We start from the raw sequence: 12,310 nt of genomic DNA, 5'->3' as shown, positions 1-12,310 counted from the left end.
ACTACACCTTAATTTCTGCCGCCTTTACGACCGATGTCTCTGTAGAAATTTTTGTCATGCGACTCAGCTGTAGCATCGCCGCCCTTTTTGCCGATTTCCTGATAAAATTCTTTATCATGAGAGTTTGCGGTTGCTTCCCCGCCTTTTTTACCGATCTCCTGATAAAATTCCTTATTGTGCTTCTTGGAAGTAGCTTCTCCACCCATACGACCTGCTTCTTCGCGACTCATTTTCTCCTGATTTTGATTACGTGCCATTACAAATCACTCCTTAATAAAAAAGTTGTTTTTTGTTGCGCGCATCCTTTACTTACCACATCACGCCTGTATGAAACAGGCTCCAAGTGGAGTAAAGAGGGGATAGACTCGCTTACATGTTCGTCTGTAATTGGGTTGTCGCGTATTCAATGTTAAATAAAAAATGGATAAAAAGATTACGCGGATCGTCTAAAAGGATAAGGAGCTGGCTTTAGCATCCATTCTACCTGTGGCTCAATCAGAGGTCGTGTTGCAGTTCGAACCCAAGGCATGGTCAACATACAGCACAGACCTGCAGCACACACTACAATCAACATGACTTCCACTGGAGTATCTATATATTCGTAGACTCCCTTCGCAACAACGGTACGGACGATCAAGCCATGGAGTAAAAAGACATATAGTGTCCGTCTTCCCATCTCGGTTATACGTCCTGTGACGGCCGGAACAAAGCTTAGAAACGCCATCGATGCTATCCATTGAACTCCATAAATTCCGATGCGGTAAATTCCTGCGTACCATTCGGTATGGCCCAATTCACCGTAAGTCATGTTGCCATACAGCCAGCCTGTTGGGATGCCAAAATACGACGTTCCCGCCAGCATCATAAGCAGAAGAGATACAATGCCAGCGATTATGCGGACTGGTGTTGTGAAGAACCGTCGAACGTCCGCATAATTCAAATGATAACCTGCTACAAAGTAAGGCAAATAAACAAAGGTTCTGCATACGCTCAGCCATATACCATCCACAGGGAGATACCCGACGAGGATACCCAGCAGCACGGATATACCTAATTGGAAGACAGGCGGTACTTTCTGAAGAGCGAGCATCAGCAGTCTCCAACAGATATGACTGGCGAGGAACCAGAGTAGCAGATAAGGAGCAAAAAAAGAATGATGGATATGGGGAACGTGGAAGAGTGCAACATCCAAGATCGAATAGAGCGATTGAAAAATAAGATATTGCATACCGATCTGAAGCAGAACTTTTTGGCCTGCGGGTCCGGTCAAAGATGATTTGGCAAAGTAGCCTGTAACGAGTACAAACAACGGCATATGGAACATGAATATCCAGCTGAACCATTGTTGGGCAATATGAAGTGAACCGACTAGAGGCTCCAGAGCATTTCCTGCAAATACGCATATGATCAACAGAAATCGCAAATTGAGAAAGAAGCTTTCCCCTTGTACATCATGGCTTGTCGTCATGTGTTTCCCTCCGAGCGGCTTCTGCCGACTAAACTATTTAAAAAATAATTCTTTACAAGGAACAAGGTACGATACTCTGGACTTTATCATTGTGATTTTTTTCACAATAGTAAGCGCTACCATGTCCTTATTGTGTGGCGAATGCTTGAACACCGGACAAAGATGGGCTAATACCTGGAAATGTATGCTGATTTGACCCTGTATGTACAACGATGTTACCCTAACAAGGCTAGTTACGCTGATGAATACAGCGGCATATTTTATATTCAAATTACAAATTACGAGTTACAAAAGGCGAAAGGAACTTTTAAAATGAGAAGAAGAACAAGAAGATCATACAACTCATATGGGACACGTGGTCCTCGGAAAATATGGAAAGTTCTGTTAGGCGTCCTGATTGTTATTGCACTGATCGCAGGGTGGGGAGCATGGAAGATATTTACGCCTTATCAGCCTGACGAGACTGCGGCTGCTGCATTAGCCGAAGTAGCGGATGCTGTAAAAGTAAATGAACAAGAACATTGGGTTGGTTTTGAGCCTGTAAAAAGAAGCGGAACTGGAGTCATTTTGTATCCAGGGGCGTTGGTGAAGCCCGAAAGTTATGCGCCCTTGGCGCGCCGTCTGGCGGAAAAGGGTCATCATGTGATCATTGCAAAAATGCCACTGAACCTTGCATTGATCTCCCCGGATCTAGCGAATGAAGTGCTAAAGGCATATCCGAAAGAAGCGTTTGTTATTGGAGGTCATTCGTTAGGTGGAGTGATGGCGGCCCGATATGCAGCTGCGCATCCTGATCAGGTCAAAGGTGTATTTTTCCTTGCCTCCTACCCGGATAACAAAGGAAATTTAAAGGATAAAAATCTGCCTGTTATTTCTCTACTGGGAAGTGATGATGGAGTCGTCCAGATGGAAAATGTCCAAAGTGGTAGAACTTATTTACCATCCAACACGCTGTATTTTACAGTCGAAGGGGGTAATCATGCTCAATTCGGCAGTTATGGTGCCCAAAAAGGGGATAATCCTGCAAAAATTAGTGCTGTCGAGCAATGGAATCAGACGGTAACGGCTTTACAGGACTGGATGAAAGAAAGTGTGGATGTGGCTCCTAAGAATCAGTAAAGGAGGTATGCTGCATGTCTGAGCTGATCGTGCAGGGGGAGCGGTACCCATGCCGTGGTATTTTATTGGATAAAGATGGAACGTTGCTGGATTTTATTCAGTTGTGGGGCCCCTGGGCTCGTTCTATACTGGATATGATGGAGCAGCATCTTGCCGTGGCGGGTGCTGGTTTTACGGTGGAAAAAGGTACCGTTCTAGGTACTGTTCACGATCAGGAGGGGCGTGTGATCGGTTACGATCCTTCTGGCCCGCTGGCCATGGGGACGGTGGACGAAAGTACAGGGGTACTGGCTTGGCAGCTTTATACTGCTGGTGTACCGTGGAATGAGGCTGTGCGGCTTGTCCACGACTTTAATAAAACGGCGATGGCTGATATTCGGCGACATCGGGCAGCGAAGGTGTTTCCAGGATTGCGGACATTGCTGGAGCAAAGCCGCCATGCCGGGCTGAAGCTGGCAGTTGTGACCTCTGACAGTACCGAGGCTGCACAGGAGCATTTGGAGTGGATGGGGCTGACATCTTATTTTGACGAGATTATCGGACATGATAGGGTTACATACGGTAAGCCTGACCCGGAAATGGCTGAAAAAGCCTGCGCATTACTAGGATTGTCGCCGGCGGACGTGGTAGTCATCGGAGACAGTAATGGGGACATGCAGATGGGCAAGCGTGCCGGAGTGCGGCTCGCTATTGGATTTGCGCCAGAAGCAGAACGTTCTGGTCATTTACTGGATGCGGATAAGGTTGTTCGTGGATATGAAGAACTGGAGGTGCGTAGGGTATGAAAGTTAATACGTTGGCGGAATGGATACAGCAATCGCAGAATGTTGTTTTTTTCGGCGGAGCAGGCACATCGACGGAAAGCGGTATTCCGGATTTTCGTTCGGCAGCAGGCCTGTATCAAAGTGAGGAGAAATTGCCTTATTCCCCTGAGGTTATGCTGAGCCGTTCATTTTTTGTGAAGCATCCTGAGGTGTTCTTCGACTTCTATCGCAGCAAAATGCTGCATCCCGATGCGGAGCCGAACGGTTGTCATCATTTCCTCGCGTCATTGGAAAAACAAGGCCGTCTAAAAGCGGTTGTGACCCAAAATATTGACGGTTTACATCAGGCTGCAGGTAGTGTGAATGTACTAGAACTTCATGGCTCGGTGCATCGCAACCACTGTATGGAATGTGGACGCTTTTACAGTCTAGATGAAGTGATGAACAGCTCTGAGGTTGTACCCAAATGTCCGATAGATGGAGGAATTATCAAACCGGATGTCGTTTTATATGAGGAGGAGCTGAATCAGGATACCCTTATTCAATCCGTTCAGGCTATTTCGCAGGCTGATCTGCTGTTAATTGGAGGAACGTCGCTGACAGTACATCCCGCTGCGGGCTTGATTACTTATTTTCGTGGTAAACATACGGTGCTGTTGAATACAGATCCGACCTCGTATGATCATAAGGCGGATCTTTTAATCACTGATCCAATCGGTAAAGTTATGGAAAAACTTGCTCATCAATTAGGTTTGTAATCGTTTTCTTGTCAACGCCTGGATAAAAGCGCTATGATGATGTTGTGATGGACATTACAATGTTTCGAGAGAGGCTGGGATAGCATGGTTTATTTAGCTGGCGAAGATCGTTATGAAAGTATGAAATATAACCGTACAGGGAGATCAGGTCTAAAACTGCCCGCTATTTCGCTGGGCTTGTGGCACAATTTTGGCGGGATTAACAACGCGGAGAATGGCCGTAGCATGATTACCCGCTCCTTTGATCTGGGAATTACGCATTTTGATTTAGCTAATAACTATGGCCCTCCTGCGGGATCAGCTGAGGAATTTTTTGGACAAGTTTTAGCCAGTGATATGAAACCGTACCGGGATGAGTTGGTCATCTCCACCAAAGCGGGCTACAATATGTGGGCAGGGCCTTATGGAGACTGGGGATCTCGCAAGTATATGATATCTAGTCTGGATCAGAGCCTGAAGCGGATGGGGCTGGACTATGTCGATATATTCTACTCTCACCGATTTGATCCTGATACGCCGCTGGAAGAAACGATGGGAGCACTGGATCATATCGTACGTTCTGGCAAAGCGCTGTATGTGGGTGTGTCCAATTATAGTGCGGAGCAAACAGCGGAAGCAGCTCGCATTCTGAAGGAACTGGGAACACCGCTTCTGATTCATCAGCCGAAATACTCCTTGCTTGACCGCTGGATTGAAAATGGATTACAAGATGTACTGGACGAAAACGGGGTAGGCAGCATTGCCTTTTGCCCGCTGGCGCAGGGATTGCTGACCAATAAATATTTGAACGGAATTCCTGAGGATTCACGTGCAGCGAGTACATCGGTTTTCCTGAATGAGAACCATGTGACGCCAGAGACACTTCGCAAGGTACGCGCCCTGAATCAGATGGCTGCTGCACGCGGACAAAGTTTGGCTCAATTCTCGCTGGCCTGGGCTCTGCGCGGCGAACGTCTGACCTCTGTCTTGATTGGGGCAAGCCGTGTAAGCCAAATTGAAGAAAATGTTGCTACCTTATCCAATCTGGACTTTTCTCAGGAGGAACTGGATCGGATTGATTCGATTCTGAATGCCGGGAACTGACAGGACGGCGGCACAGCCTAATGGCGAAAGTTAATTTGTAGTCATCGGCCTAATTTCGTGCTCTCTCATACAATATAAATTAACAGCCCGTATCCGTTTGAAGGATGCGGGCTGTTTAAGTCTGTTTTACGACTGTGGATACTGCTTAACCTTGCTTCGGTACTCGGTTGGAGACTGACCACAGAAGCGCTTGAATTGACGTGAGAAATATAAGGCATCAGTTAGTCCGACCGAAGCGGCCACTTGCTCTACCGATAGTTCAGGACGCTCACGCAGCAGTTGACGTGATTTGTCAATTCTTAGCTTAAGCAGATAGGTGACGGGGGAGATGCCCGTTTCCTTTTTGAATATCCGGGACAAATACGCACGGTTATAACCAAGTCCTTCAGACATTTGCTCAATGGAAACGGGATGTGCGTACTGAGTGGACATATATTGCACCATCTGCTTGACTGTACGTTGAATTTGCGAATCCGCCCCGGACGGATCAGTCCAGTCGCTCAGGTAATTGCCTGCTTCCCCCATAATCAGATACAAATAGCCCAAGGCTGATAAATGAGAACTAGATTTTCTGCTATAAAAGGCCAATTGCATTTGTTTCAAATAACCGGGGATGGGACTTTGACCGGAAGCATGGAAGACAGGCTGGTGAACACGCAACCCTGCCCCATGCACCACCTGCTCAGTATGGTGTCCGGTAAACGCAGACCAACGATAACGCCAAGGTTCCTCTTCATCAGAGGTATAGCTCACCAGCTGACCAGGATGGATAAGGAAAAAATCGTTTTCTTCAAGCTGATATGTGTGCTGTTCCGTTCGGAAGATGCCTTTGCCCGATTCTACAAAGTGAAGCAGATAGTAATCATAGATTTTCGGCCCTACGGCATGACCGGATTTGGTTTGGCTCTCTCCTGCAAAAAGCACATGCAGTGGGCTATTTTCATAAAACACTGGATTAGAGGCGACAGCATAACTATATGAATGCGCTTGCAAAATAGGGTCATCCTTCCTGCATTTGTGAATAGTTTAGCGTATGCGGTATACTTACATTGTACATATCCAAGTCACATTTATCCATAGCTTAAACACATGGATGCATTACATTGTGTGACGCTTTCATTTATACTGAAATCATAAGAGATGTCAACCTGATTAAGATGTTACAGGGAAATCAGGTGGCCTTTACTAACGGTATACGAGGTGGATGCGGATATGAACTCTACTGAATTAAAGAAACATTTTATTAAAAAATATGGTGAAAGCAGCAATGAACTGCGGATATTTCATGCACCTGGACGTGTCAATCTGATTGGAGAGCATATCGACTATAATGGTGGTTATGTACTCCCGGCTGCGCTGGAATTTGGAACGACGCTGATCCTTCGTGCGCGTAATGATGATGAGATTCATTTTGCTTCGACAAACCTGTCGTATGAAGTATCTATCTCCCGCGGAGAAATAGGTAAAAACAAAACGGATGAGTGGGTGGACTATCCGGTGGGCGTGTTGGTAGAGCTAGCTGATAAGGGAGTTTATCCGTCTAAGGGATATGATCTGCTCTATCACGGAGAAATACCGAACGGTGCTGGATTATCCTCTTCAGCCTCCATTGAGGTTGTTACAGGATACGCGTTCCTCACTATTGAAAAACAGAAAACAGATACGGTCGAAATCGCTTTGTTGTCCCAGCGAGCAGAAAACAATTACGTTGGTGTCAATTGCGGCATTATGGACCAGTTCGCTGTAGCGAACGGAGCAGCTGATCATGCCATTCTACTGATGTGCGATACGTTGGATTACCGCAAAGTTCCATTCCGTACGGGAGATTATAAGTTGGTGATCGGCAATACAAATAAGCGTCGCGGTTTGGTGGACTCGGCCTATAACGAGCGTCGTAGCCAATGTGCCGAAGCACTGTCCATTTTGCAGCAGCAGGAGCCGTCACTGGAATACCTCGCTCAGCTGGATGAGACGCGTTTCGGAGAGCTTCAGCACCACATCACGGACGAAACAGTGCGTCGGCGGGCACAGCATGTGGTGGAGGAAAACGCTCGTGTATTGGCCTCTGTCGATGCTCTCGCGGCGAATGAACTTGCAGCTTTTGGTCAGTTAATGAATGCTTCTCATGATTCATTACGCGATTTGTATGAGGTCAGCTGCACGGAGCTGGACGTCATGGTTGAAGAAGCCCGACGCATTCCTGGCACGTTGGGTGCTCGTATGACGGGAGCTGGATTTGGAGGGTGTACGGTTTCGTTGGTTCATGAGGACGATGTTGAACGTTTTGTGAAGGAAGTCGGCGAAGCTTATCAGACCCGCACAGGGCTGGAAGCCAGCTTTTATGTATGCAAGGCAGGAGACGGAGTTAAAGAACTGAAGGAGGACGAATAACATGGCCATTTTAGTAACAGGTGGAGCTGGATATATCGGTTCACATACCGTAGCAGAATTGTTGAATCTGGGAGAAGAAGTTGTGGTGCTGGATAATTTGCAAACAGGGCACAAAGCAGCGTTGCTTGGGGGCAAGTTGTATGAAGGGGATTTGAGGGATAAAGAATTACTGTCCAAACTGTTCTCTGAAAATAGTATCGATGCAGTTATCCATTTTGCAGCCAACTCGCTGGTTGGAGAAAGTATGCAAAATCCTGGTAAATATTACGACAACAATGTATTTGGCACGCTGAGCTTGTTGGAGGCGATGAAAGATGCCGGAGTGCGCCGAATTGTATTTTCCTCTACTGCGGCTACCTACGGCGAACCGGAAAAGGTGCCGATTGAAGAGGGTGACCGTACAGAGCCAACCAACGTGTATGGTGAAACAAAGCTGATGATGGAGCGCATGATGTCGTGGTTTGATAAAGTTTTAGGCATCAAATATGTGTCTTTACGGTATTTTAATGCGGCTGGTGCGCATGAGAGCGGCAAGATCGGCGAAGATCACCGACCAGAAAGTCATCTGATCCCATTGGTGCTCCAGACAGCCTTGAAACAGCGTCCACACATCGCTGTGTTTGGTGAGGACTATGCGACACCTGACGGCACATGTGTTCGGGATTACATTCACGTAAGTGATCTGGCGGATGCTCATGTGCGTGCAGTAAATTATTTGCGCGAAGGCAATGACAGCAACGTGTTCAATCTGGGCAACGGACAGGGCTTCTCTGTGAAAGAAGTAATTGAGACAGCACGCAAGGTCACCGGGCTCGAGATTCCAGTTGTGACAGAACCTCGCCGCGCAGGCGATCCAGCGATATTGGTTGCATCTTCTGACAAGGCTCGTTCGGTGTTGGGCTGGAGTCCAGCGCGTACCCAACTGGAGGATATTATTAGCGGAGCATGGGGATGGCATCAGTCGCACCCTCACGGCTACGGCGACGAATAGACGGGAGACGATGACATATGAGCGAGCGCCAATCTGCAGATAAAGGCCAAGGCCGGGAACATTCCCGGCATCTGGCCCATGACATCGACGAAACTGTACAGCAGTCGGCTCTATATGCGGTGGAGCAACTGGTTGCATTCGCACAAAATAAGGGCTTGGTCGGTCCGCAAGACACAGATTACAGCCGTAATTTGTTATTGGATCAGTTTGGTTTTTCCGAGCCTTATTCAGGTAGGGATGTAGGGGGCATTATGGCCCCTGAAGCCCTCCAGCCTGTGCTTAATGTATTGATAGATTATGGTTTTGCCATAGGCCTTATCCCCGAAAACACAGATACGTATCGTGATTTGCTGGATTCCAAAATTATGGGACTACTGATGGCGAGACCATCTGAAGTCATCCGTGACTTTCATCAAACGGAGGCTGAACGTGGCATAGAGGCGGCGACTGATGCTTTTTATCAATTATCTATCGATTCGAACTACATCCGAATGGATCGGGTTGCCAGCAATGTGTACTGGAATCAGTCGACATCTTACGGAGATATGGAAATTACGATTAATTTGTCCAAGCCAGAAAAAAGTCCCAAGGAAATTGCGATGGCGAAGCTTTTGCCGCCGCCTGTTTATCCCAAGTGTCAATTATGCCGTGAAAACGTTGGATATGCAGGAAGAGTAAATCATCCGTCCCGTCAAAATTTGCGTATCATTCCGGTGGAATTGAATGGGGAACCGTGGTTTTTTCAATATTCACCCTATGTGTATTACAACGAGCATTGCATCGTGTTCCATCATAATCATGTACCGATGAAGCTCACGAAGGATACACTGCGCCGATTACTGGCCTTTACGAAAGCGTTTCCGCATTATTTTATTGGCTCCAATGCGGATCTGCCGATTGTCGGCGGATCGATTCTGACCCATGATCATTTTCAGGGTGGTCGTCATACATTCCCAATTGAAAAAGCGGGTGTGGACGGCGTATACCATAATGAAGCGTTCCCGCAGGTTACAGCAGGGATTGTAAATTGGCCGATGTCGGTCATCCGTTTTACGTCAACAGATGCCGAGGCGCTGTTGGAAGCGGGAAATGCTGCTTTTGAAGCCTGGAAAGCTTATAGTGATCCTGTAGCTGATGTCCTCTCTCATACAGAGCAAGAGGGGGAAACGATTCCGCATAATACTGTGACGCCGATTGTGCGCCGTGATTCCGAAGGCAGGTATCAGATGGATCTCGTACTGCGCAACAACCGAACGAGTGAAGAGTACCCGGAAGGTATTTTTCATCCTCACCGCGAGATGCATCACATCAAGAAGGAAAATATCGGTCTGATCGAAGTTATGGGACTTGCCATATTACCGGGGCGGCTCAAGGATGAACTGGATGGAATTGCAGATATTTTGTGTGGGGATGACAAACTGGCTGTGGCTGTACAGCAAGAAGGACATCCGCTGTTTAAGCATGCAGACTGGATTTACCAGTTAAACACTCGGTTCGGTCGTTTGCCTGACAAGGAGACGGCTGTTCGTACCATACAAAATGAGGTTGGACTGAAATTCAGTGAAATTTTAGAGCATGCAGGAGTATATAAACGGAATCCGTCCGGACAGCAGGCCTTTGGTCGTTTTATGAAACAATTGGGATATACTTTGGGAGAATAAAATTGCTTGCGAAGCACATACTATACTACGAGAACCCTCCCAAGATATGACATGGAACCATGCTCCTCAAGGAGTGTGGTTTTTTTCTGAAAACAAAGCAGATTTGTTTCCTGTAACCGAAAAGGTTATAATAGAGTAGTTTCTTAATATTAAACTTTAGAACTATTGGAGGCGAGCGTTTGCGATGAAAGCATTCGAATTTTATAATCCTACACAATTGATCTTCGGTAAAGGACAATTGGAGGCTCTCGAGCGTGAAGTTCCTAAATATGGTAAACGTGTATTGCTTGTATATGGCGGCGGCAGCATTAAGCGCAGCGGCTTGTATGATAATGTAATAGGTTTGCTTGGTGAAATCGGTGCAGAGGTAACGGAACTGGCTGGTGTGGAACCGAATCCTCGCTTATCTACAGTACATAAAGGCGTGGAATTGTGTAAAACACATCAAATCGACCTCGTTCTGGCTGTAGGAGGCGGTAGTGTGCTGGATTGTTCCAAAGCCATTGCTGTTGGTGCAAAATATGATGGCGACATGTGGGATTTTGCAGAGCGTAAAGCGGCACCACAGGCAGCATTGCCATTAGGTACGGTTTTAACTATGGCAGCCACTGGTTCTGAAATGAATGCGGGTTCTGTTATTACAAATGAAAAAACACAGGAAAAATTGGGCTGGGGCAGCGTATTTGCGTTCCCTGCGTTTTCTATTCTTGATCCAGTGAACACATACTCACTGCCGCAAAATCAAACGGTTTACGGAATCGTAGATATGATGTCACACACGCTGGAGCATTATTTCCATCTGGAATCCAATACTCCGGTCCAACTTGGCTGGTGCGAAACGATTTTGCGTACGGTAATGGACGCGGCTCCAGGTCTGGTCAACGATCTGGAAAACTACGAGCTGCGTGAAACAATTATGTATTGTGGTACGATGGCGCTGAACGGCTTCCTGAACATGGGGCTGACAGGTGACTGGGCTACTCACAATATCGAGCATGCGGTGTCTGCTGTTTATGATATTCCACATGGTGGAGGACTGGCTATTCTGTTCCCGAACTGGATGAAACACAATCTGCATGTGAAGCCTGAACGCTTCAAACAACTGGCTGTCAATGTGTTCCATGTAAACCCAGAAGGCAAGAGTGATGAGGAAGTGGCGCTGGAAGGTATTCAGGCGTTGCGTGATTTCTGGAACTCGATTGGTGCACCAAACCGTCTGGCTGATTACGAGATTGATGCGTCCAAAATCGATGTTATGGCTGATAAAGCTGTGAAATTCGGATCTTTTGGTGGCTTTAACAAGCTCAATCGCGAAGATGTAGTCGAAATTTACAAAGCATCCCTGTAAAACGACATTTGTATCATTTAAAGCACGTTTGTGCGTCATTAGACGTACGAACGTGCTTTTTTGGGTTTGATTTGGGATATTGGAGGAAAATTTTGAAACTTTTTTAGGTTGAATACGTAAACATAGTTATAGACTGGAAACCAGACTGAAAAGGTACATGGAAGGAGGAGTCGCATGGAAACCATATTTTGGTGGCTATTGGCAGGGGGCGCTATCTTTACCGTGGTCAGTGTGCTGATCGGGGATGTACTCGGTAGTTGGCTGGATGGTGCATTGGAGCTGCCGGGCCTTGACTGGTTCAGACCTGTCGTTTTACTTGGAGCCATGACCGCTTTTGGCGGAGCTGGAGTACTGCTGACAAAGTATACCGGGCTGAGCACGGGATGGGTCGTCGTGCTTGCTTTAGGGATTTCGTTTGTCATCGGAATACTCGTGTTCTTTGCGTTTATCAAACCCATGGCGAATTCGGAGGTATCCAGCGGCTTCTCCATGCGTGAGCTGACTGGCCGGATTGGTGAGGTCACCATTCCTGTTCCTGAGGTTGGTTACGGGGAGGTTATGATCCGCTTGGGTGCAGGCAACACCATACATACAGCATCGAGCTTTGATCACAAACCGCTTGCTGCGGGAACCCGTATCGTCGTGGTTGAGGTCGCAGAGGGCGTCGTCCGCGTAGCGTACCTGGACACCTAGACGGCGCAATCGCTTAACTTGAAGGGAGCGTGAT

12 protein-coding genes are annotated in these 12,310 nt (G+C 47.1%); 9 read left to right on the top strand and 3 right to left on the bottom strand.

Features of this window, described 5'->3' with window-relative positions:
• Window positions 1-8: 8 nt before the first annotated feature.
• Together MLD56_RS19035 and MLD56_RS19030 are read right to left on the bottom strand one after the other, a co-directional pair.
• Complete coding sequence (locus tag MLD56_RS19035) at window positions 9-257, bottom strand: KGG domain-containing protein (protein ID WP_029515716.1); 249 nt, start codon at window positions 255-257, stop codon at window positions 9-11.
• Between the two features lie 176 nt (window positions 258-433).
• The gene (locus MLD56_RS19030; protein ID WP_029515715.1) at window positions 434-1,468 is read right to left on the bottom strand and encodes an acyltransferase family protein; all 1,035 of its coding nucleotides are present in this window, start codon (window positions 1,466-1,468) and stop codon (window positions 434-436) included.
• A gap of 312 nt (window positions 1,469-1,780) precedes the next feature.
• Between MLD56_RS19030 and MLD56_RS19025 the strand changes: the two genes are divergently transcribed.
• From MLD56_RS19025 to mgrA, 4 genes are all read left to right on the top strand, one after another.
• Window positions 1,781-2,587: an alpha/beta fold hydrolase gene (locus MLD56_RS19025; RefSeq protein ID WP_029515714.1), complete on the top strand. Its 807-nt coding sequence runs from the start codon at window positions 1,781-1,783 to the stop codon at window positions 2,585-2,587.
• A gap of 14 nt (window positions 2,588-2,601) precedes the next feature.
• Entirely contained in the window at window positions 2,602-3,372 is a 771-nt protein-coding gene (locus tag MLD56_RS19020; RefSeq protein ID WP_029515713.1) for an HAD family hydrolase, read from the top strand.
• Window positions 3,369-4,109 carry an NAD-dependent protein deacylase gene (locus MLD56_RS19015; protein WP_029515712.1) on the top strand — a complete coding sequence of 247 codons (741 nt, stop codon included), beginning with the start codon at window positions 3,369-3,371 and terminating at the stop codon, window positions 4,107-4,109. The genes MLD56_RS19020 and MLD56_RS19015 overlap by 4 nt, the downstream gene beginning before the upstream one ends.
• An 84-nt stretch (window positions 4,110-4,193) precedes the next feature.
• Window positions 4,194-5,192, top strand: a complete 999-nt coding sequence (gene mgrA, locus MLD56_RS19010; RefSeq protein ID WP_039272878.1) for an L-glyceraldehyde 3-phosphate reductase — start codon at window positions 4,194-4,196, stop codon at window positions 5,190-5,192.
• Window positions 5,193-5,318: 126 nt separating this feature from the next.
• Here mgrA and MLD56_RS19005 read toward each other — a convergent pair whose 3' ends face one another.
• Window positions 5,319-6,185, bottom strand: a complete 867-nt coding sequence (locus MLD56_RS19005; RefSeq protein WP_029515711.1) for an AraC family transcriptional regulator — start codon at window positions 6,183-6,185, stop codon at window positions 5,319-5,321.
• Between the two features lie 219 nt (window positions 6,186-6,404).
• Here MLD56_RS19005 and MLD56_RS19000 point away from each other — a divergent pair, with 219 nt between their 5' ends.
• The 5 genes from MLD56_RS19000 (at window position 6,405) to MLD56_RS18980 (ending at window position 12,276) form a co-directional block, all read left to right on the top strand.
• Window positions 6,405-7,583, top strand: coding sequence for a galactokinase (locus MLD56_RS19000; protein ID WP_029515710.1), 1,179 nt, complete (start codon window positions 6,405-6,407; stop codon window positions 7,581-7,583).
• Window position 7,584: 1 nt separating this feature from the next.
• Window positions 7,585-8,574, top strand: coding sequence for a UDP-glucose 4-epimerase GalE (gene galE / locus MLD56_RS18995; protein WP_029515709.1), 990 nt, complete (start codon window positions 7,585-7,587; stop codon window positions 8,572-8,574).
• Window positions 8,575-8,591: 17 nt separating this feature from the next.
• A complete protein-coding gene (locus MLD56_RS18990; protein WP_029515708.1) occupies window positions 8,592-10,235 on the top strand; it encodes a UDP-glucose--hexose-1-phosphate uridylyltransferase in 1,644 nt (547 codons plus the stop codon).
• A gap of 184 nt (window positions 10,236-10,419) precedes the next feature.
• Window positions 10,420-11,583 (top strand): iron-containing alcohol dehydrogenase, encoded by a 1,164-nt coding sequence (locus MLD56_RS18985; protein ID WP_029515707.1) that lies wholly within the window; start codon window positions 10,420-10,422, stop codon window positions 11,581-11,583.
• Window positions 11,584-11,757: 174 nt separating this feature from the next.
• Window positions 11,758-12,276 carry an NfeD family membrane protein gene (locus MLD56_RS18980; protein WP_029515706.1) on the top strand — a complete coding sequence of 173 codons (519 nt, stop codon included), beginning with the start codon at window positions 11,758-11,760 and terminating at the stop codon, window positions 12,274-12,276.
• Window positions 12,277-12,310 lie beyond the last annotated feature (34 nt).

Origin of the sequence: Paenibacillus peoriae, assembly GCF_022531965.1 — a bacterium.
Lineage (GTDB): Bacteria > Bacillota > Bacilli > Paenibacillales > Paenibacillaceae > Paenibacillus > Paenibacillus polymyxa_D.
This window is presented reverse-complemented; position numbering and strand designations above follow the sequence as displayed.